24 protein-coding genes are annotated in these 18955 nt (G+C 55.6%); 10 read left to right on the forward strand and 14 right to left on the reverse strand.

Annotated elements, in window-relative coordinates:
• Positions 1 to 151 precede the first annotated feature (151 nt).
• The 8 genes from hpf to ABIB18_RS07110 are packed head-to-tail and all read right to left on the reverse strand — an operon-like array spanning position 152 to position 6326.
• Positions 152 to 439, reverse strand: coding sequence for a ribosome hibernation promoting factor (hpf, locus tag ABIB18_RS07075; RefSeq protein ID WP_031375450.1), 288 nt, complete (start codon positions 437 to 439; stop codon positions 152 to 154).
• 21 nt (positions 440 to 460) lie between these two features.
• Positions 461 to 1894, reverse strand: a complete 1434-nt coding sequence (gene rpoN, locus ABIB18_RS07080; RefSeq protein WP_159223181.1) for an RNA polymerase factor sigma-54 — start codon at positions 1892 to 1894, stop codon at positions 461 to 463.
• Between the two features lie 48 nt (positions 1895 to 1942).
• Positions 1943 to 2668, reverse strand: a complete 726-nt coding sequence (lptB, locus tag ABIB18_RS07085) for an LPS export ABC transporter ATP-binding protein (protein WP_031375449.1) — start codon at positions 2666 to 2668, stop codon at positions 1943 to 1945.
• 5 nt (positions 2669 to 2673) lie between these two features.
• On the reverse strand, positions 2674 to 3225 hold the full coding sequence (gene lptA, locus ABIB18_RS07090) for a lipopolysaccharide ABC transporter substrate-binding protein LptA (RefSeq protein WP_031375448.1): 552 nt from the start codon (positions 3223 to 3225) through the stop codon (positions 2674 to 2676).
• A complete protein-coding gene (lptC, locus tag ABIB18_RS07095; protein ID WP_031375447.1) occupies positions 3200 to 3769 on the reverse strand; it encodes an LPS export ABC transporter periplasmic protein LptC in 570 nt (189 codons plus the stop codon). Before lptC ends, lptA begins: the two co-directional genes overlap by 26 nt.
• Positions 3766 to 4332, reverse strand: a complete 567-nt coding sequence (kdsC, locus tag ABIB18_RS07100; RefSeq protein WP_031375446.1) for a 3-deoxy-manno-octulosonate-8-phosphatase KdsC — start codon at positions 4330 to 4332, stop codon at positions 3766 to 3768. The genes lptC and kdsC overlap by 4 nt, the downstream gene beginning before the upstream one ends.
• A gap of 13 nt (positions 4333 to 4345) precedes the next feature.
• Positions 4346 to 5329: an arabinose-5-phosphate isomerase KdsD gene (kdsD, locus tag ABIB18_RS07105; protein ID WP_031375445.1), complete on the reverse strand. Its 984-nt coding sequence runs from the start codon at positions 5327 to 5329 to the stop codon at positions 4346 to 4348.
• Positions 5330 to 5345: 16 nt separating this feature from the next.
• Positions 5346 to 6326 carry a calcium/sodium antiporter gene (locus ABIB18_RS07110; RefSeq protein WP_069728788.1) on the reverse strand — a complete coding sequence of 327 codons (981 nt, stop codon included), beginning with the start codon at positions 6324 to 6326 and terminating at the stop codon, positions 5346 to 5348.
• Positions 6327 to 6553: 227 nt separating this feature from the next.
• On the opposite strand from ABIB18_RS07110, the gene mlaF reads away from it, so the two are divergent.
• The 7 genes from mlaF to murA all read left to right on the forward strand — a co-directional run bounded on the left by mlaF (position 6554) and on the right by murA (position 11367).
• Entirely contained in the window at positions 6554 to 7369 is an 816-nt protein-coding gene (gene mlaF / locus ABIB18_RS07115; protein WP_031375443.1) for a phospholipid ABC transporter ATP-binding protein MlaF, read from the forward strand.
• A 4-nt stretch (positions 7370 to 7373) separates the two neighbouring features.
• Entirely contained in the window at positions 7374 to 8156 is a 783-nt protein-coding gene (gene mlaE, locus ABIB18_RS07120) for a lipid asymmetry maintenance ABC transporter permease subunit MlaE (RefSeq protein WP_031375442.1), read from the forward strand.
• 4 nt (positions 8157 to 8160) lie between these two features.
• Positions 8161 to 8706: an outer membrane lipid asymmetry maintenance protein MlaD gene (mlaD, locus tag ABIB18_RS07125; RefSeq protein ID WP_031375441.1), complete on the forward strand. Its 546-nt coding sequence runs from the start codon at positions 8161 to 8163 to the stop codon at positions 8704 to 8706.
• Positions 8707 to 8722: 16 nt separating this feature from the next.
• Positions 8723 to 9361 carry a phospholipid-binding protein MlaC gene (mlaC, locus tag ABIB18_RS07130; protein WP_031375440.1) on the forward strand — a complete coding sequence of 213 codons (639 nt, stop codon included), beginning with the start codon at positions 8723 to 8725 and terminating at the stop codon, positions 9359 to 9361.
• Positions 9361 to 9666 carry a lipid asymmetry maintenance protein MlaB gene (mlaB, locus tag ABIB18_RS07135; protein ID WP_031375439.1) on the forward strand — a complete coding sequence of 102 codons (306 nt, stop codon included), beginning with the start codon at positions 9361 to 9363 and terminating at the stop codon, positions 9664 to 9666. The genes mlaC and mlaB overlap by 1 nt, the downstream gene beginning before the upstream one ends.
• Before the next feature lie 113 nt (positions 9667 to 9779).
• Positions 9780 to 10037, forward strand: coding sequence for a BolA family iron metabolism protein IbaG (gene ibaG, locus ABIB18_RS07140; RefSeq protein WP_010251880.1), 258 nt, complete (start codon positions 9780 to 9782; stop codon positions 10035 to 10037).
• A gap of 67 nt (positions 10038 to 10104) precedes the next feature.
• Positions 10105 to 11367 (forward strand): UDP-N-acetylglucosamine 1-carboxyvinyltransferase, encoded by a 1263-nt coding sequence (murA, locus tag ABIB18_RS07145; RefSeq protein ID WP_031375438.1) that lies wholly within the window; start codon positions 10105 to 10107, stop codon positions 11365 to 11367.
• Positions 11368 to 11436: 69 nt separating this feature from the next.
• Here murA and ABIB18_RS07150 read toward each other — a convergent pair whose 3' ends face one another.
• Together ABIB18_RS07150 and ispB are read right to left on the reverse strand one after the other, a co-directional pair.
• Positions 11437 to 11730, reverse strand: a complete 294-nt coding sequence (locus tag ABIB18_RS07150) for a helix-turn-helix domain-containing protein (RefSeq protein ID WP_031375437.1) — start codon at positions 11728 to 11730, stop codon at positions 11437 to 11439.
• 242 nt (positions 11731 to 11972) lie between these two features.
• On the reverse strand, positions 11973 to 12944 hold the full coding sequence (ispB, locus tag ABIB18_RS07155) for an octaprenyl diphosphate synthase (protein WP_031375436.1): 972 nt from the start codon (positions 12942 to 12944) through the stop codon (positions 11973 to 11975).
• Between the two features lie 256 nt (positions 12945 to 13200).
• Between ispB and rplU the strand changes: the two genes are divergently transcribed.
• The 3 genes from rplU to cgtA all read left to right on the forward strand — a co-directional run bounded on the left by rplU (position 13201) and on the right by cgtA (position 15200).
• A complete protein-coding gene (gene rplU / locus ABIB18_RS07160; RefSeq protein WP_031375435.1) occupies positions 13201 to 13512 on the forward strand; it encodes a 50S ribosomal protein L21 in 312 nt (103 codons plus the stop codon).
• Positions 13513 to 13527: 15 nt separating this feature from the next.
• Positions 13528 to 13785, forward strand: coding sequence for a 50S ribosomal protein L27 (gene rpmA / locus ABIB18_RS07165; protein ID WP_031375434.1), 258 nt, complete (start codon positions 13528 to 13530; stop codon positions 13783 to 13785).
• Between the two features lie 242 nt (positions 13786 to 14027).
• Positions 14028 to 15200 (forward strand): Obg family GTPase CgtA, encoded by a 1173-nt coding sequence (cgtA, locus tag ABIB18_RS07170; RefSeq protein WP_089561300.1) that lies wholly within the window; start codon positions 14028 to 14030, stop codon positions 15198 to 15200.
• 78 nt (positions 15201 to 15278) lie between these two features.
• Here the strand turns inward: cgtA and ABIB18_RS07175 are convergent, their stop codons facing one another.
• From ABIB18_RS07175 to ABIB18_RS07190, 4 genes are read right to left on the reverse strand one after another with little or no spacing between them, the layout of a single operon-like run.
• The gene (locus ABIB18_RS07175; RefSeq protein WP_354473891.1) at positions 15279 to 15698 is read right to left on the reverse strand and encodes a hotdog fold thioesterase; all 420 of its coding nucleotides are present in this window, start codon (positions 15696 to 15698) and stop codon (positions 15279 to 15281) included.
• A 2-nt stretch (positions 15699 to 15700) separates the two neighbouring features.
• Positions 15701 to 16459 (reverse strand): 2,3-dihydro-2,3-dihydroxybenzoate dehydrogenase, encoded by a 759-nt coding sequence (gene dhbA, locus ABIB18_RS07180; protein WP_031375432.1) that lies wholly within the window; start codon positions 16457 to 16459, stop codon positions 15701 to 15703.
• Entirely contained in the window at positions 16459 to 17310 is an 852-nt protein-coding gene (locus ABIB18_RS07185; protein WP_354473892.1) for an isochorismatase family protein, read from the reverse strand. Before ABIB18_RS07185 ends, dhbA begins: the two co-directional genes overlap by 1 nt.
• Before the next feature lie 19 nt (positions 17311 to 17329).
• Positions 17330 to 18946 carry a (2,3-dihydroxybenzoyl)adenylate synthase gene (locus ABIB18_RS07190; RefSeq protein ID WP_031375430.1) on the reverse strand — a complete coding sequence of 539 codons (1617 nt, stop codon included), beginning with the start codon at positions 18944 to 18946 and terminating at the stop codon, positions 17330 to 17332.
• Between the last annotated feature and the right edge of the window lie 9 nt (positions 18947 to 18955).

Raw genomic sequence — 18955 nt, forward strand, 5'->3', positions numbered from 1 at the left:
ATCGTTTCACTTGCGAGTTAACCTGGCCATCAGCCACCAGCGTATCAAGATGCTGGCGGTAAATGGCGCTTGCTTAGATGACAAAACGGGGCGGATTATCCGCCCCATCCTGTCGGCTCTGCGCGGCAGGCGCGCGTAGCTAGCGTGAAGGTTAGTGTTTTTTCAGTTTATCTTTGTGTTTGGTCAGCTGACGGGCGAGCTTGTCGATCAACCCGTCAATCGCCGCATACATATCTTCCGCTTCGGACGTGGCGTGCAGCTCGCCACCGTTTATGTGCAGCGTTGCGTCAGCCACCTGGGTGACTTTCTCAACTTTCAGCACAATATAAACCTGATTGATATGTTCGAAATAGTGTTCCAGTTTGGCAAATTTACCGCTGACGAAATCGCGCAGTGGTGCGGTGATTTCAACATTTTGCCCGGTAAGGTTCAGCTGCATAGGTCTTCCTTCTCATTTCTGTCAAACCAGCTGTTTGCGCTGGTTCGATGGCGGGATGGATAAAGACTCGCGGTATTTGGCGACGGTACGACGTGCCACCATGATCCCTTGATCAGATAACATGGAGGTGAGTTTACTGTCGCTCAAGGGTTTGGCTGGATTTTCCGCCGAGATTAATTTTTTCACCAGTGCGCGAATGGCTGTCGATGAGGCTTCGCCGCCACCTTCAGTATTCACGTGACTGGAGAAAAAGTACTTCAGTTCAAAAATGCCTCGCGGACTGTGCAGATACTTTTGCGTAGTGACGCGGGAAATGGTCGATTCGTGCATCTCAACCGCCTGGGCGATATCGGCCAGCACCATCGGGCGCATAAACTCTTCGCCCTGTTCAAAGAAGGCCTGCTGCTGCTCGACAATACAGCGTGTCACTTTCAGCAGCGTATCGTTGCGGCTTTCCAGGCTTTTAATCAGCCAGCGCGCTTCCTGCAGGTTGCTGCGAATGAACTGACTGTCGCTGTCGTTACGCGTCGCCCCGCTCATGGCGGCATACTGCTGGTTGATCTTGAGGCGCGGGACGCTGTCGGCGTTCAGTTCAACCGTCCAGCGGCTGCCGACTTTCCGCACCAGCACGTCGGGGATCACATATTCCGGTTCACCGGTATTAATTGACTGACCGGGACGCGGGTCCAGCGACTGAATTAACATCATCGCCTCTTTCAGCACCTCTTCTTTGAGGCGCGTCACCCGCATCAGGCTGCGAAAATCGTGGTTGGCCAGCAGATCCAGATGTTCGCTGACGATCAGGCGGGCTTCCGCCAGCATCGGCGTCTCGGGCGTATATTGTGACAGCTGCACCAGCAGACAGTCGCGCAGATCGCGCGCACCGACGCCAACCGGATCAAAGCGCTGAATGCGTTTCAGCACCGCTTCGACTTCATCGGCCTCAAGCTCATCGTTGCCGATGCTGTCGAGGATCTCGTCAAGCGAAACGGTGAGGTATCCGGTATCGTCGATCGCATCCACGATCGAAGTGGCAATGGCGCGGTCAGTATCGCTAAATGGCGTTAGCTCAACCTGCCACATCAGGTAATCCTGCAGTGACTGGGTGGTTTCGCCCTGATAAACCGGTAACTCATCATCCTGATAATCGGTACCGGTCCCGGATGGCGTGCCGGCGGTGTAGATTTCGTCCCAGGTCGCGTCCAGCGGCAGCTCGTCAGGCATCTCTTTCTGCTCAAGCGCTTCACGGGTATCCAGCGCTTCGCCTTCGGGAGCCTCACGAGAGTCGATTTCATCATGCAGGTCGGTTTGTTCAAGCAGCGGATTACTTTCCAGTGCCAGCTGTAACTCCTGCTGGAGTTCAAGCGTAGAGAGTTGCAGCAGACGAATCGCCTGCTGCAACTGCGGTGTCATCGCCAGCTGTTGGCTGAGCCTGAGTTGCAAACCTTGCTTCATAGACAGGATGGTAGTTCCCAGGTAAACATCAGTATTTACGACACCTTATCAGAGTCTGAACTCTTCACCCAAATAAACCCGCTTAACCTGCTCATCTGCCAGAATTTCATTCGGCGTACCGTGCGCGATCAGGTGGCCCTGACTGACGATATATGCCCGTTCGCACACCGCTAAGGTTTCGCGCACGTTATGGTCGGTAATCAACACGCCAAGGCCGCTGTCACGCAAATGCTCAATGATTTTCTTGATGTCGATGACCGAGATCGGGTCCACACCCGCAAACGGTTCATCCAGCAGGATAAATTTAGGGTTGGCGGCCAGCGCGCGGGCGATCTCGACCCGGCGACGTTCACCGCCGGAGAGCGCCTGACCCATGCTGTCGCGCAGGTGCTCAATGTGAAACTCTTCCATCAGCTCGTTGGCGCGATCCTGACGCTGCTCTTCGGTGAGGTCGTCACGGATTTGCAGAACCGCCATCAGGTTATCGTAGACGCTGAGGCGACGGAAAATAGAGGCCTCCTGCGGCAGATAGCCGATACCGCGACGCGCACGGGCATGCAGCGGCAGGATACTGATATCTTCGTCATCGATAATAATGCGGCCCGCATCGCGCGGCACAATGCCGACCACCATGTAAAAGGTGGTGGTTTTACCGGCACCGTTGGGACCCAGCAGGCCGACAATCTCGCCGGACTTTACCTGCAGACTGACATCTTCTACCACGCGACGGCCTTTATATGCCTTCGCCAGGTTTTCTGCGATTAATGTGGCCATAGCTATCAGTTACTCTTCTTTCCGCTGTTGGACGAACCTTTATCCTGCAGTTGCGACGGCACCAGCACGGTGGTGACGCGCTTATTCTGGCCCTGGCTGTAAGCCTGCATTTTCTGCTCTTTCACCAGATAGGTAATGCGATCGCCCTTGATGTTGCTGTCCTGCTGCTCAATGAAGGCGTTGCCGGTCAGTTCAACAAAGTCGTTAGCCAGTTCATAGTGCAGTTTTGCCGCATGGCCCTGCACCGGTTTGCCGCTGTCCTGCATCTGGTAGAAGGTGGCAGGATTGCCGTACGCATCGACGATGGTTTTCTTGCTGTCGCCGCCCGGACGGGTCACCACCACTTTATCAGCGGTGATTTTGATCGAACCCTGAGTGACGATAACGTTGCCGGTAAAGGTCGCGACATTGCCCTGCAGATCCAGCGCCTGGTTCTGCGAGTCAATATTGACGGGCTTATCCGAGTCACCGGTCAGGGCCAGCGCAGGCACGCTGCTCGCCAGCAGCATGCTGGCGAGTAAAAGCTTAAGGCTATTTTTGTTCATTTTGAATTTCATAAGAAGTTTTGACCTTTTCGATTAACTCGGCGTTTTTTGTCCGTAAATTGCCGCGCATTTTCATGCCGGTGGAGTTAAAACTGCGGCCATACAGCGTCACCTGGTCGTCAGAGGTAACGTCCTGAGTGACAAGGTTAACCTGCGCATTGTCGGTTTTGACCCGGTCAAGCTGGGAATCCTGTGTCAGCGTATTCAGTTCCACATGACCATACAGATAAAGCATACGATCTTTGGTGAGCTTTGCTTTGTCGGCACGGAGTGTCCAGGTCGGCACTTTATTTTCGTCGTAGGTGGTCATCACCGGATTATCGAACCAGCTCAGTTCCTGATCCGAAAAGTAGGTCACTTTATCGGAAACCAGCTTATACGACAGTGCACCCTGTGGGTTATAAACCACGGTGTGGGAATCCGCACTGGTATAGGTCGGTGCCTGGTTATCGGTGGCAACCGGCGTATTCTCATCCTGGTTGGTAAGATTCCAGCCGATTAAAACCAGTGCAATCAAGGTCAGAATCAGCGTCATCCAACGCCTGCTTTTACTCATACTGATTGCCCTTTGGCATCCTCAAATTTGTCCTGCGACATTAAGATCAGGTCGCAAACTTCACGTACCGCGCCACGTCCGCCCGCAATGCGCGTCACGTAGTGCGCGCGCGGCAACAGCACCGGATGTGCATCCGCAACCGCCACGCTTAATCCCACTTTTGCCATCACCGGCCAGTCGATCAGGTCGTCACCAATATAGGCGACCTGTTGATCGGAAAGAGACAGTTTATCCAGAAGTTCGCCATAGGCCAAAAGCTTATCCGATTGTCCCTGATAAAGATGACGAATGCCGAGCGTTTTACAGCGATCTTCCATCAGGCGGGCATTCCGGCCGGTAATAATAGCCACTTCCACATCTGAGGTCAGCAGGCAACGAATACCGTAGCCGTCGCGCACATTAAACGCCTTCAGCTCTTCACCATTATTGCCCATGTAGATCACCCCGTCGGACATCACGCCATCGACGTCGCAAATCAGCAGGCGAATCTGGCTGGCGCGAGCCATCACCTCGGCGCTGACCGGGCCATAGCAGGTATCAATCGGGGGAGTTGCCAGTTGCATTGTCTTTTCCTGTTCAGACTACGCCAGCGCGCAGCATGTCATGCATATGTACCACACCGAGCAGATGGTCGTCATCGGCGACCAGGATCGAGGTAATGTTTTTGGTTTGCATCAGGTTGAGCGCTTCAACCGCCAGCATGTTCGGCCGCACGCGAATGCCGCCTGGCGTCATCACTTCACCTATGGTGGCGCGCTGGAAATCGATACCCATATCGAAGATGCGGCGCAGGTCACCATCGGTAAAGATGCCTTCAATCTTCATCAGATCGTCAACAATCACCGTCAACCCGAGGTTTTTGCGGGTAATTTCCAGCAGCGCATCACGCAGCGAGGCATCGCGCGTGACGTGCGGCAGTTCATCGCCGCTGTGCATGATATCGGCCACGTGCAGCAGCAGTTTACGTCCGAGTGCGCCGCCGGGGTGGGAGAGCGCAAAGTCTTCGGCGGTGAAGCCGCGCGCTTCCAGCAGTGAAACGGCCAGCGCATCGCCCATTACCAGCGTGGCGGTAGTGCTGCTGGTGGGAGCCAGACCGAGCGGGCACGCCTCCTGCGGGACACTGACGCACAGATGCACATCGGCAGCCCGGGCCATCGCACTTTCTGGCCGGCCGGTCATGCAGATCAGGGTGATATTCTGCCGCTTTAGCACCGGAATCAGCGCGAGAATTTCATTCGACTCGCCGCTGTTGGAGATGGCAATCACCACGTCATTCTTGCTGACCATGCCGAGATCGCCATGGCTGGCTTCCGCCGGATGAACGAAAAAGGCGGGCGTGCCGGTGCTGGCAAAGGTGGCGGCCATTTTTTTGCCAATGTGGCCTGACTTGCCCATCCCCATCACCACCACTTTACCCTGGCAGGCGTAAATCCGGGCGCAGGCGCGGGCAAAATCGTCGTTAATGTACTGATCGAGCTGCTCCAGACCTTCGCGCTCGATGCGCAATACCGCTTTGCCTGCGCGCTGGAAATCAAAAACTGCCGGTTGCTGATATGACATGGTCAGTCTGTCCTTGTTAGCCGTCCATGAACGCTGGCTGTACCCACAGCAGCGTCACCCAGACGAAGAAACCACAGAGTAAAAGTGCGCCTGCCGTACGGCCAACGCGTCGGCGACGTAACAGGCAGAGCAGGGCGAACAGTACGCTGACGCCGAGCATCACCCAGTAATCACGGGCGAACGCGTGGTAATCGATGCTGCCAGGATGCATCAGCGCCGGCAGGCCGAGTACGATAGCAATATTATAAATGTTGGCGCCGATCAGGTTACCGATCGCGATATCATCTTCGCCTTTCAGCGCACCAGCAATCACCGTCGCCAGCTCGGGCAGGCTGGTGCCGACGGCAATCAGCGTCAGACCCATCACCAGTTCACTGACGCCAAAATAGTCGGCAAACACCGTGGCGTTGTCGATCACCATCCGGGTCGACATCGGCAGGATAATCAGGGCGACGGCCAGCCAGAGAAACGCCACCGTGTTGCCGCTCTCTTCGCGCGGTAATTCCGCCAGCTGTTCACGGGTCAGGGTGTCGTTGTTATCACGTTCCGCTTTACGCGCGATGCGGATCACCACCATCAGATAAACCGCGGCGATGGCGATCAATCCAATGCCATCCAGTCGGCTAAGCTGGTTATCAAACAGCATAAAACCGCTGAGCAACGTCACCAGCAGCATTAAAGGGAGTTCACGACGAATCAGATTAGAGTGTACGCTGAGTGGATGCATTAACGCAGCGGCACCCAGGATCAGTAAAATGTTGGTAATATTCGAGCCCAGCGCGGTACCGACAGCAAGATCCATCTGGCCATGCTGCGCGGCCGAGAAGGAGAGAATCATCTCGGGCAACGAGGTGCCGATGCTGACGACGGTCATGCCAATGATCAAGGGTGGAATACCAAACGATCGACAGAGTATCGAGGCGCTAAACACCAGACGATCGGCACCATAAGCCAGTAAAAGCAAACCGATAATCAGCAGTGCAGAAGCTACGAACATGAAAAATCCTTGCGTAAAAACCCCAGCCCGGCACGCCTTGTCCGGTGGGTTTCAGGTTCTGTGCGATATAACAGGCGCTGATTTTGACCGTCTGAAAGGCAAAAGTAAATTTAATGGCCGTTTTCGCCAAATGTTAGCGGTAAGTTTCTGTAAAGCTATCGTGAATCAGGACCGAACAGGCTACCATCGTAACCCATGTTTACGCCCGATCCTTACAAGAGGTAATAATGATCCAGCAGCAGACGAATCTGGTCGAGGTTCGTGGCGTGAGTTTTTCGCGCGGAGATCGCCAAATCTTCGATGACATTTCGCTGACCGTACCGAAAGGCAAAGTGACAGCGATAATGGGACCTTCGGGGATCGGTAAAACCACTCTGCTACGCTTGATTGGGGGTCAGCTTCAGCCGACCCGTGGCGAAATCTATTTCCGTGGCGAAAACATCCCGTCATTATCTCGCGCTAAGTTGTATGAGGCGCGTAAAAAAATGAGCATGCTGTTCCAGTCAGGCGCGCTGTTTACCGACTTAACGGTGTATGAAAATGTCGCCTGGCCGCTGCGTGAACACACCCGCCTGCCGGCTCCGTTACTGCACAGTACGGTGTTAATGAAGCTGGAAGCGGTCGGTCTGCGTGGCGCCGCCCAGCTGAAACCGGCTGAGCTGTCGGGCGGAATGGCGCGGCGCGTTGCGCTGGCGCGTGCCATTGCCTTAGAACCTGAACTGATTATGTTCGACGAACCCTTTGTCGGACAGGACCCGATTACCATGGGCGTGCTGGTTAAGCTGATTGATGAACTTAACCACGCGCTGGGACTGACCTGTATTGTGGTGTCGCACGACGTACCGGAAGTATTAAGTATTGCGGACTACGCCTATATCGTGGCCGGACAGAAAATTATCGCACACGGCACCACGCCGGAACTGCGAGAAAACAACGATCCGCGTGTCCGCCAGTTTATTGATGGAGAAGCGGATGGTCCGGTTCCATTCCGTTTTCCTGCCGGCGACTATCTCGCTGATTTAACCGGCTCAGGGAGTAACTAAACTAATGGTGTTGAAGGCGCTGGCGACATTTGGACGTCAGGGAATTGAAACGTGCGCCAGTTTTGGCCGCGCAGGATTAATGCTGTTTCATGCGCTGGTGGGCAAACCAGCGTTCCGCAGACACACGCCGCTACTGATTAAGCAACTGTATAGCGTCGGCGTGCTGTCGCTGCTGATCATCGTGGTTTCCGGTCTGTTTATCGGCATGGTGCTTGGCCTTCAGGGTTACCTGGTCTTAACCACTTACGGCGCAGAAACCAGTCTCGGTATGCTGGTGGCGCTGTCATTGCTGCGTGAACTGGGACCGGTGGTGACCGCGCTGCTGTTCGCCGGACGGGCCGGGTCCGCGCTGACCGCCGAAATCGGCCTGATGAAAGCCACCGAACAGCTCTCCAGTATGGAGATGATGGCGGTTGACCCGTTACGACGGGTGGTGTCGCCGCGTTTCTGGGCCGGTTTTATCAGCATGCCGCTGCTGACGCTGATTTTCACCGCGGTGGGTATCGCCGGTGGGGCGCTGGTCGGCGTGAGCTGGAAAGGGATTGATCCTGGTTTCTTCTGGTCGGCGATGCAGAATGCCGTTGATTTTCGTACCGATGTCGTTAACTGCCTGATTAAAAGCGCGGTGTTTGCTATCACCGTAACGTGGATAGCGCTATTTAACGGCTATGATGCGATTCCAACCTCTGAAGGGATCAGTCGCGCGACGACGCGCACCGTGGTGCACGCGTCACTGGCGGTGCTCGGATTGGATTTTGTGCTGACAGCACTGATGTTTGGGAATTGATGCAATGCAAAGCAAAAAAAGCGAAATCTGGGTTGGCATTTTCATGATCATGGCGTTACTGGCTGCGCTGTTTCTTGCGCTGCGCGTCGCCGATTTAAAGTCGATGGGCACCGAGCCGACGTGGAAGCTCTACGCGACCTTTGACAATATTGGCGGCCTGAAAGCCAGTTCGCCGGTAAAAATTGGCGGCGTGGTGATTGGCCGGGTAACCGATATTGAACTGGAACCGAAAACGCTGCTGCCGCGTGTCACCATGGACATCAGCGATCAGTACGCTAATAAAATTTCAGACACCAGTTCGCTGGCGATCCGGACACAAGGATTGCTGGGGGAACAATTTCTGGCGCTTAACTTAGGCTTTGACGATCCTGAACTGGGTTCGTCGATGCTGAAAGATGGCGACACGTTACGTGATACCAAGTCGGCGATGGTACTGGAAGACCTGATTGGTCAGTTCCTCTACAAGAGCGGCGACAACAAACAAAATAATGACAGTAAGGATGCGCAGGGCAGCGAGAATGCCGCACCTGCGGTACCGGCTCAACCTTAAAACAAGAGGGTATACTATGTTTAAACGTTTACTGATGATTGCCATGCTGGTGGTGGCGGTGCCGCTGACGGCCAATGCGGCAGCCGACCAGAGCAATCCCTACAAACTGATGAACGAAGCGGCGCAGAAGACCTTTACCCGTCTTAAGAATGAGCAGCCGAAAATCAAGCAGGACCCGAACTACCTGCGCGACATCGTACGTCAGGAACTGCTGCCGTATGTGCAGATTAAATATGCCGGCGCACTGGTGCTGGGCCGCTACTACCGCGACTCTACTCCTGCACAGCGTGAAGCCTACTTCAGCGCCTTTGGTGATTATCTGGCACAGGCTTACGGCCAGGCCTTAGCGTTGTATCACGGTCAGACCTACCAGATTCAGCCTGAACAGCCGTTAGGCGACGCTAAAATTGTCGCAATCCGCGTTTCGATTATCGACCCGAATGGCCGTCCTCCGGTTCGCCTCGACTTCCAGTGGCGCAAGAACAGTCAGACCGGCAACTGGCAGGCGTATGACATGATCGCCGAAGGTGTCAGCATGATCACCACCAAGCAAAATGAGTGGAGCGATCTGTTACGTACCAAAGGCATTGATGGCCTGACCGCGCAGCTGAAATCATCCGCGGCGCAGCCGATTACGCTGGATAAACAGCAATAATGCGCGAATCGTTAAGCTGGCAGCGTGAAGCCAGCACGCTATTACTGAAAGGCGAGCTGGACCGCGATACGCTGCTCAGCCTGTGGCAGCAGCGCGACACGCTGATCAAAGATGTTGATATTATTGATGTCGCCGCGCTGGAGCGGGTCGATTCCTCCGGGCTGGCGCTGCTGGTGCATCTGCGTGAAATCGCCCGGGCCCAGGGCATTACTCCCCGGTTCGCCGGCATCAGCGACAAACTGCAGTCGCTGATTACCCTTTACAATCTGCAACAGATTATTGTTTCTGCGGATAAAAGCGCCTGATTTCCGGTCATTACGCTAAGCCCCTGTTTTACACAGGGGCTTTTGCGTATTTAAGAGTCAGCCGCTTTCCTCTAAGATGTCTCCCTTATTATTATCAGGTGAAGTTAAGCGCAATGGAAAACAGTGAAATTCAGGCCGTGCTGATGGCAGCATTGCCTTTAGATGAAGTGCATGTGATGAGCAATGATGGCAGCCACTTTCAGGTTATCGCCGTCGGCGAACTGTTTGGTGAGCTGAGCCGCGTTAAGAAGCAGCAGGCTGTTTACGCGCCGCTGATGGAGTTCATCGCGGATAACCGCATTCATGCTGTCTCCATCAAAACCTATACTCCCGCTGAATGGGCGCGTGACCGTAAACTCAACGGTTTCTGATCCGTCAGCCTGGTGAACTCGCCGTGCGCGAGTCCGACCTTTAGCTAGTTAATTGAGAGCCGTGTTAATGGACAAATTTCGTGTGCAAGGCCCCACCCGCTTAAGTGGTGAAGTAACCATTTCCGGGGCGAAGAACGCCGCGCTGCCTATTCTGTTTGCTGCCCTGCTGGCTGAAGAGCCGGTCGAGATCCAGAATGTGCCGAAGCTGCGCGATATCGATACCACCATGAAGCTGCTGAGCCAGCTGGGTGCGAAGGTGGAGCGCAACGGTTCTGTGCATGTCGATGCCAGCGCGGTGGACGTATTCTGTGCCCCTTACGATCTGGTGAAAACCATGCGCGCCTCGATCTGGGCGCTGGGCCCGCTGGTGGCGCGTTTTGGTCAGGGACAGGTTTCCCTGCCGGGTGGCTGCGCGATTGGCGCGCGTCCGGTCGACCTGCATATTACCGGTCTTGAGCAACTGGGTGCCGAGATCAAACTGGAAGAGGGCTACGTTAAAGCGTCAGTCAACGGCCGTCTGAAAGGCGCGCTGATCGTGATGGACAAAATCAGCGTCGGTGCGACCGTCACTATCATGAGCGCCGCGACGCTGGCGACCGGCACGACGGTGATTGAGAATGCCGCCCGTGAGCCAGAAATTGTCGATACCGCCAACTTCCTGAATACCCTTGGCGCAAAAATCAGCGGCGCAGGCACCGATAAAATCACCATCGAAGGCGTTGAACGTCTGGGTGGCGGAGTTTACCGCGTACTGCCGGACCGTATTGAAACCGGCACCTTCCTGGTAGCGGCTGCCATTTCAGGTGGCAAAGTGGTGTGTCATAAAACGCAGCCCGATACGCTGGATGCCGTACTGGCGAAACTGCGTGACGCGGGTGCGGATATCGAAACCGGTGAAGACTGGATCAGTCTGGATATGCACGGCAAGCGGCCAAAAGCGGTTAACGTCCGCACCGCACCGCATCCGGGTTTCCCAACCGATATGCAGGCGCAGTTCACGCTGCTTAACCTGGTCGCGGAAGGCACCGGCCTGATCACCGAAACCATCTTTGAAAACCGCTTCATGCACATCCCGGAATTAATTCGTATGGGTGCGCACGCGGAAATTGAGAGCAATACCGCGATTTGCCACGGCGTTGAAACGCTGTCTGGCGCGCAGGTAATGGCCACCGATTTACGTGCGTCTGCCAGCCTGGTATTGGCGGGTTGCATCGCGGAAGGCACCACGCTGGTCGATCGTATCTATCATATCGATCGTGGCTATGAACACATCGAAGATAAACTGAAAGCGATGGGTGCAAACATTGAGCGCGTGAGCGGCGACGAGTAATCCCGCTTTGCGGCAAGACCATGAGCCAGCTCCGGCATCCGGAGCTGGTTTTTTTTCGCCGGGTAAGAACTAAAGATCGCTGTGATCGGTAGGTTGATCGGGCAGCGATCGGATCCGTTTCTTACGATCCAGCAGGCAATGCGTATCGGCATCGTAGTAGCGGCTGGGCCAGATCTCCGCGGGATGGATAGCAATCGCCTCGGCAATCAGCCACTCACCCTTGGGCCACGGTCGCGACAGCGCATTGGCCAGGGTAGATGAACTCAGGCCTGCCGAGCGTGACAGAGCGGCCAGAGTCGTGCCGCGCTTGTGTAAGGCGGCGATAATGTCGGCGGGATGCCAGTCTTCAATCCTTTTCTGCATAAACCTGTTCTCCTTTTCCGTGTTATTGCGTCACCCACACGGGCGACGGCTTTCCTTTTTGCAATGTTATCTGGAAAGTTAGTGGGATTTATAGCAAATAGATTCCATATGTTTCCAGTAAAATTTGGATCTTAAGCCAGATCTGCGTGAACCCGCGCAAAAGAGGTGCAACCAGAGAAAGAAGCGTGAAAGAAGTGGGAGCAGATAAACAAAAACGGAGCCAGGGCTGGCTCCGTCAGGGATTAGAAGTCGCGTTGAACGGACATGTGCGCCAGCGACTCCAGCGCGCTGCGCCACGGCGTTTCCGGCAGGATTTTCAATGCTTCAATGGCCTTATCCGCTTCTTGTTCCGCACGCTTGCGCGTCCATTCCAGCGAGCCGCACTGATTCATCGCTTCCAGCACCGGCTCCAGCAGATGCCGGCCATTGCCTTGCTCAATCGCTTCTCTGATCATTTTCGCCTGATCCGGCGATCCGTGCTGCATCGCATGCAGTAACGGCAGCGTCGGTTTCCCTTCACTCAGATCGTCGCCGGTATTTTTACCCAGCGTTTCACCGTCGGCACTGTAATCCAGTAAATCGTCAATTAACTGGAAAGCGGTACCCAGATAGCGTCCATAATCCTGCAGCGCTTTTTCCTCTTCCGGTGTGGCTTCAGCCAGAATCGCGGACGCCTGCGATGCGGCTTCGAACAGGCGCGCAGTCTTGCTGTAAATCACGCGCATATAGCTCTCTTCCGTGATGTCAGGATCGTTCACGTTCATCAGCTGCAGCACTTCGCCTTCAGCAATCACGTTCACCGCTTCCGACATCAGCGCCAGAATGCGCAATGAGCCCATGCTGGTCATCATCTGGAAGGCGCGGGTGTAAATAAAATCACCGACCAGCACGCTCGCCGCATTGCCGAACGCCGCATTGGCGGTGGCTTTGCCACGACGCATATCGGATTCATCCACCACATCGTCATGCAACAGCGTGGCGGTATGGATAAATTCGATCAGCGCCGCATTGGTAACGTGCAGATCGCCCTTGTAACCCATGGCGCGTGCGGATAGCACGGCGATCATGGGGCGGATACGCTTGCCCCCACCACTGATGATGTAATAGCCCAACTGGTTGATGAGCGAGACATCTGAATTCAGCTGGTCGAGGATGGTCTGGTTAACGGCAGCCATATCCTGTGCGGTTAATTCATTAATCTGTTCTAAGTTCATTCGTCTTTTCAGCTATGACTCGTTTCTCTGCCATGGTAAGTGCTTTTACCCAGCCAGCGTTCAGGTAATCTGTTACTGATTGTACTTGAATTTTCTGGTTGAGGAACGTTTGCGTTCGGCCTGTGTTTTTTTTCTGCAAGAGAGTGCAAAGTGCTCTTGTCTTCTCCTGGAGTTTTGCGTAGAATTCGCGCCCTATTGTGAATATTTAGCGCGCCGCCTGATGAACTAAAAGGCAAGCGCAGAAGCGGAGTTTTATATGTACGCGGTTTTCCAAAGTGGTGGTAAACAACACCGAGTAAGCGAAGGTCAGACCGTTCGCCTGGAAAAGCTGGACATCGCAACCGGTGAAACCATTGAGTTTGACCAGGTTCTGATGATTGCCAATGGCGAAGACGTGAAAATCGGCGCGCCACTGGTTTCAGGCGGTATGATCAAGGCGGAAGTTGTTGCTCATGGTCGTGGCGAGAAAATTAAGATCGTTAAGTTTCGTCGTCGTAAACACTACCGTAAGCAGCAAGGCCACCGTCAGTGGTTCACTGATGTGAAAATCACTGGCATCACTGCCTAAGAGGAGATCTGACAAATGGCACATAAAAAGGCTGGTGGTTCGACTCGAAATGGTCGTGACTCCAACGCAAAACGTCTGGGTGTAAAACGTTTTGGTGGTGAATCCGTTCTGGCGGGTAGCATCATCGTTCGTCAGCGTGGCACCAAATTCCACGCCGGTAACAACGTAGGTTGTGGTCGTGACCACACCCTGTTTGCTACCGCAGACGGCAAAGTAAAATTCGAAATCAAAGGTCCGAACAACCGTAAATACATCAGCATCGTTGCTGAGTAAGGTTGTCGTGACGCAGACGTTTAACGTCTGAACGCACGAATTAAAGGCCCCGCAACTGCTGCGGGGCTTTTTACATTCTGCGCTCGGTTGCCGTAAAGGCAACGCATCACAAAAGATTGCTGTACACTTTATGTACGCACTGGCGAAAGCCAATCCTGATTTATCCGCCGCTGGTCAGCGCAGAAGACCCTGGCGGACCCGTTTGCAGAGTGCTGCAGACGATTGTGTGACGGAGATAGAAAATGAAGTTTGTTGATGAAGCGACAATTTTGGTCGTCGCCGGCGATGGCGGTAATGGTTGCGTCAGCTTCCGCCGCGAAAAATATATCCCGAAAGGCGGCCCGGACGGGGGGGATGGTGGTGACGGCGGTGACGTTTACCTGATCGCTGACGAAAACCTTAATACCCTGATCGATTATCGTTTCGAAAAGTCTTTCCGCGCCGAGCGTGGGCAGAACGGCCAGAGCCGTGACTGTACCGGCAAACGTGGCAAAGATATCGTGGTGAAAGTGCCGGTCGGCACCCGGGTCATCGACCAGGGTACCGGTGAGACCTTAGGCGACATGACGCGCCACGGCCAGAAACTGATGGTCGGCAAAGGCGGCTGGCATGGCCTGGGCAATACCCGCTTCAAATCGTCGGTTAACCGCAGTCCGCGTCAGAAAACCATGGGTACGCCCGGTGAAAAACGCGACCTGCAGCTGGAGCTGATGCTGCTGGCCGACGTCGGGATGCTGGGCTTGCCGAATGCCGGTAAATCGACCTTTATCCGTGCCGTCTCGGCAGCCAAACCGAAAGTGGCGGACTATCCGTTTACCACTCTGGTCCCGAGCCTTGGCGTGGTCCGTATGGACAGCGAACAGAGCTTTGTGGTGGCCGATATTCCTGGCCTGATCGAAGGCGCAGCCGAAGGCGCGGGTCTGGGTATTCGCTTCCTGAAACACCTTGAGCGTTGCCGCGTGCTGTTGCACCTGATCGACATCGATCCTATCGATGAAAGCGATCCGATTGAAAACGCGCGCATCATTCTCGGCGAGCTGGAAAAATACAGCGATAAGCTGTTCAACAAGCCGCGCTGGCTGGTGTTCAATAAAATTGACCTGCTGAGCGAAGAAGAAGCGCAGTCACGCGCCAAAGCGATCGCTGACGCGCTGGGCTGGGAAGGGAAGTATTACCTGATCTCGGCAGCCAGCCGTACCGGTGTCAACGAACTCTGCTGGGACGTGATGAGCTTCATCAACGCCAACCCGAAAGAAGCCGAGCTCGAAGAGAAACAGCCGGAGAAAGTGGAGTTCATGTGGGATGATTACCACAAAGAAGCCATTGAAAACGCGGTTGAAGTGGAAGATGAAGAGTGGGATGAAGAGTGGGATGATGAAGACGACGAAGGCGTCGAAATTATCTATCAGCGCTAACGCTCTGCGCGCATCACCGAATCACGGCTGATGCGCGATGCTCCCTTTTCGCCCTGAAAGGGGAGCATCACACCGGCGTTAGCTCATTACCGCCACGCCCAGCCGGGCACTGCAACACAGTTGATCGCGACCGTTACGAATCTCAATCTGCCAGCTCTGGCTGCGCTTGCCCAGATGCAGCGGACGACAAATGCCGCGTACCAACCCGCTTGATACCGCACGATGATGGCTGGCATTCACTTCCACGCCCACCACGCTGCTGCCTTCCCCAACGGCCAGATAGCCCGCAATCGATCCCATCGACTCCGCCAGTACTACGGATGCGCCACCGTGCAGCAGGCCAAAAGGCTGATGCGTTCGGGCATCGACCGGCATGGTCGCTTCCAGATAATCCTCGCCGATTACGGTAAAAATGATCCCCAGATGTGCCACCAGCGAGTTCTCCCCCAGCGCATTCAGGGCATCAAGATCGATAGATCGTTTCCAGATCGTTGACATGATCAGGCTCCCAGGGTTGCGCCGCCATCCACCACGATATCCTGTAAGGTGACGTGGCTGGCAAGATCGGAGGCGAGGAACAGCACGTTAGCGGCAATTTCCTGCGGTTGTGCGATCTTTCCTAGCGGGATACCGAGTTTGAACTGATCCGGGAAGCCCGCGATCATCTCCTGCTCACCGGTCGGCGTATGCCACAGGCTGCGCTGCATATCGGTATCGGTTGAACCGGGCGAGACGATATTGCAGCGAACGCCATACGGTGCCATCTCCAGACCCACCGTCAAACAGAGGCTGCGCAGGGCGGCTTTTGAGGCGCCATAGGCGGACATGCCAATACGCGGCGCGTGCGCTGAGTTGGAGGCGATAGTGACAATTGCGCCCGCCCGCTGCTGCCGGAACACCGGCAGGGTTTGCTGAAACAGGTTGAACGCGCCACCGGCATTGACGTTAAGGCAGGCCTGCCAGTCGGTAAACGACAGCTCATCGGTCGCGCCAATCCGCAGAATACCGGCCGCGTTCACCAGCACATCAATACGCGGCTGCGTCGCCAGCAGTCGCTGGCAGAGCGTCTTCACCTGGTCAGGATCGGACACGTCCAGCGTATGGCAGGGAAACGGATAGTCGTGGCCGTGAAAACGCTGATCGAAAGCTTCAACCTGCGCACCTGCCTGATGAAACGCCAGCGCGGTATGATAGCCAATTCCCTGGCCGGCACCGGTTATCCAGACAATTTTTCCGCTGAAGTCGAACGAATGGCTCATTACGCAGGCTCCCGTGACAGCAATGCCCACCAGCCATCAATGCTCGGATTTTTGGCCAGGCTGACAAAGTCGATGTCGCCGTGCACCTGACGCCAGCGCGCCGCCAGCGCCATCACCCGCACCGAATCCAGACCGTAATCGATCAGGTTTTCATCATCTTCCGGCACGTCGTCATCTTCCAGCAGCGGCAGAATCAGCGCACGCAGATCGTCTTTGCTCAGCGGCAGCGGCATCAGGTCGGCGGTCATCACTACTTTGCCACTGCGGCCAGCGGTGTAGGTCAGCGCCATCATATGCTCGTCGCGGCTGAAATCCGCCAGTGCATCCGCCACCATAAACGGCTGGATGTTGCGCATAAACGCGTCGGTGGCGGTGGTCAGGCAACCGATATGAGCATAGACGCCGGTGATGATCAGCTGATCGCGGCCCATCTCCTGCAGGATCGACTCAAGCGGCGAGCGATGGAAGGCGCTGTAGCGCCATTTGGTCAGCACATGATCGTCGGCATCCGGTGCCAGCGCGTCCACGATCTTCTGCTGATCGGGATGCTTATTCAGGCCCGGGCCCCACATGTCGTTGAGCAACGCACGATCTTCATCGCTCTGCGCATTCGGCTGCGCGGTATAGAACACCGGAATCCCCTGCGCTTTGCAGTAGCGGCGCAGGCGGGCAATGTTGTCGACTACCTGCTCCACCAGCGGGCTATTCACGCCCCAGAAGTTGAGGAAATAACGCTGCATATCGTGGATCAGCAGTGCCGCACGGCCCGACTCCAGCGCCCATTTTACCTTGTTGGTCGGCAACTCAGTGGCGGCTGGCAGCGGATAAGAGGTCAGTTTTGGAATAGCCATAGAAAAATCTCCGGACAGATCAGGCTTGCGCTTGTTGATCGGCAAGTTGTTGGCGCAAACGTTTTTTATCCACCTTGCCGACAGGGGTCAGCGGCAGGGCATCTACGCAGGTAATACGGTCGGGGAGTTTGAATTCCGCTACCCCGAGTTCACGCAGGTGACGACGTAGCGCCACCGGTTTCACCGGCTGACGGGCCACGATAAAGGCGCAGCTCTTCTCACCCATCAGCTCATCGTTCATCGACACCAGTGCTGCGTGGATCACATCAGGATGGCGTTGCAGCAGGTTCTCGATCTCTTCCGCCGCGATCTTTTCGCCCCCGCGGTTGATCTGATCTTTCTCACGTCCCTGAACAATGATGTTGCCCTGCGGGGTGATCTCAATCAGATCGCCAGAGCAGTAAAAGCCCTGTGAATCGAAGCTGGCGGCATTATGTTCCGGGCTGTTGTAGTAGCCGCGGAAGGTATAAGGTCCGCGCGTCATCAGACGGCCAATGGCGCCGGTCGGCAGCGGATTGCCCTGTTCATCGGCCACCCACACTTCATCATCCGGCGAGATCGGGCGGCCCTGCGTGGTCAGAATGGTGGTTTCATCATCATCGAGCCGGGTGTAGTTCACCAGACCTTCAGCCATGCCGAACACCTGCTGCAGTTTGCAGCCTATCTCTGACTGAATGCGCGCCGCCAGGGTTTCGCCCAGCTTCGCGCCACCGACCTGAATGCGTTGCAGCGAAGCCAGTGCGGCATTGCTGCCCCATTCCTGAATCGCCTGCAGCCACAGACTGACGGCTGGCGGGACCAGACCGGTATCGGTTACCTGATGCTTTTCAATCAGCGGGAAGCAGAGCGTAGCGCTGGGATCGGCCGCCAGAATAACCTGTCCGCCCGCGTAGAAGACCCCCAGTGCGCCCGGTGAGCTCATCGGAAAATTATGCGCAGCGGGCAGGGCGATCAGATAACGGGTGTCGGCAGTCACTCCACAGATAACGTCACTTTCGCGGATGCTGTAATAGTAGTCGTTATGGGTGCGCGGGATCAGTTTCGGCGTGCCGGTGCTGCCGCCTGAAAGCTGGAAAAAGGCCACTTCATCACCGGCGGTCGGCGTAGCAACGAAATCGCCCGCCGTTTCCGCCAGCAGCGCCTCAAGGCTGTTTTCAGCCTGACCGTCACCGCGCAGGATCACCTGCTGCAGCGAGTCATGATCGCGGCACAGCTGGCTGATAAAACTGTCATCGGCAAACAGCGTATGGCTGCGATCGGCAATCAGCAGGCGGGGCGCAATCTGGCTGGCGTAAGCCGTCAGCTCAGTACGCTGATGGCTGAACAGCGCATTAACCGGCGCGACGCCAATTTTAAACAGCGCAAACAGCGTCAGGTAAAATTCGGCCACGTTGCCGAGCTGCACCAGCGCAGTATCACCCGGTTTGAGGCCACGACGCTGCAACGCCGCCGCCAGGTTGTCACTTAAGCGGGCCAGCTGACGATAGCTGAACTGCCGATCGCCATCAATCACCGCCACGCTGTCGCTCTGTTGGTGGCGTTCGAGGATATCGGTCATCGGCAAATCCAGCCAGTAGCCTTTTTCGCGGTAACGCGCGGCCAGATCGTCAGGCCAGCGGCTGTAGGAAATGGTCATACAGGTTCC

The sequence above is a fragment of the Pantoea sp. UYEF8 genome (assembly GCF_040546285.1).
Classification (GTDB): Bacteria; Pseudomonadota; Gammaproteobacteria; order Enterobacterales; family Enterobacteriaceae; genus Pantoea; species Pantoea brenneri.

Coding starts and splice junctions, on each gene's coding strand:
- ABIB18_RS07175 (WP_354473891.1), bottom strand. CDS start 15,698: ATGTCAACGATCTGGAAACGATCTATCGATCTTGATGCCCTGAATGCG.
- mlaE (WP_031375442.1), top strand. CDS start 7,374: ATGGTGTTGAAGGCGCTGGCGACATTTGGACGTCAGGGAATTGAAACG.
- lptA (WP_031375448.1), bottom strand. CDS start 3,225: ATGAAATTCAAAATGAACAAAAATAGCCTTAAGCTTTTACTCGCCAGC.
- mlaC (WP_031375440.1), top strand. CDS start 8,723: ATGTTTAAACGTTTACTGATGATTGCCATGCTGGTGGTGGCGGTGCCG.
- lptB (WP_031375449.1), bottom strand. CDS start 2,668: ATGGCCACATTAATCGCAGAAAACCTGGCGAAGGCATATAAAGGCCGT.
- ibaG (WP_010251880.1), top strand. CDS start 9,780: ATGGAAAACAGTGAAATTCAGGCCGTGCTGATGGCAGCATTGCCTTTA.
- kdsD (WP_031375445.1), bottom strand. CDS start 5,329: ATGTCATATCAGCAACCGGCAGTTTTTGATTTCCAGCGCGCAGGCAAA.
- mlaF (WP_031375443.1), top strand. CDS start 6,554: ATGATCCAGCAGCAGACGAATCTGGTCGAGGTTCGTGGCGTGAGTTTT.
- rpoN (WP_159223181.1), bottom strand. CDS start 1,894: ATGAAGCAAGGTTTGCAACTCAGGCTCAGCCAACAGCTGGCGATGACA.
- rplU (WP_031375435.1), top strand. CDS start 13,201: ATGTACGCGGTTTTCCAAAGTGGTGGTAAACAACACCGAGTAAGCGAA.
- murA (WP_031375438.1), top strand. CDS start 10,105: ATGGACAAATTTCGTGTGCAAGGCCCCACCCGCTTAAGTGGTGAAGTA.
- hpf (WP_031375450.1), bottom strand. CDS start 439: ATGCAGCTGAACCTTACCGGGCAAAATGTTGAAATCACCGCACCACTG.
- ABIB18_RS07150 (WP_031375437.1), bottom strand. CDS start 11,730: ATGCAGAAAAGGATTGAAGACTGGCATCCCGCCGACATTATCGCCGCC.
- ispB (WP_031375436.1), bottom strand. CDS start 12,944: ATGAACTTAGAACAGATTAATGAATTAACCGCACAGGATATGGCTGCC.
- mlaB (WP_031375439.1), top strand. CDS start 9,361: ATGCGCGAATCGTTAAGCTGGCAGCGTGAAGCCAGCACGCTATTACTG.
- ABIB18_RS07190 (WP_031375430.1), bottom strand. CDS start 18,946: ATGACCATTTCCTACAGCCGCTGGCCTGACGATCTGGCCGCGCGTTAC.
- kdsC (WP_031375446.1), bottom strand. CDS start 4,332: ATGCAACTGGCAACTCCCCCGATTGATACCTGCTATGGCCCGGTCAGC.
- ABIB18_RS07110 (WP_069728788.1), bottom strand. CDS start 6,326: ATGTTCGTAGCTTCTGCACTGCTGATTATCGGTTTGCTTTTACTGGCT.
- mlaD (WP_031375441.1), top strand. CDS start 8,161: ATGCAAAGCAAAAAAAGCGAAATCTGGGTTGGCATTTTCATGATCATG.
- lptC (WP_031375447.1), bottom strand. CDS start 3,769: ATGAGTAAAAGCAGGCGTTGGATGACGCTGATTCTGACCTTGATTGCA.
- cgtA (WP_089561300.1), top strand. CDS start 14,028: ATGAAGTTTGTTGATGAAGCGACAATTTTGGTCGTCGCCGGCGATGGC.
- ABIB18_RS07185 (WP_354473892.1), bottom strand. CDS start 17,310: ATGGCTATTCCAAAACTGACCTCTTATCCGCTGCCAGCCGCCACTGAG.
- rpmA (WP_031375434.1), top strand. CDS start 13,528: ATGGCACATAAAAAGGCTGGTGGTTCGACTCGAAATGGTCGTGACTCC.
- dhbA (WP_031375432.1), bottom strand. CDS start 16,459: ATGAGCCATTCGTTCGACTTCAGCGGAAAAATTGTCTGGATAACCGGT.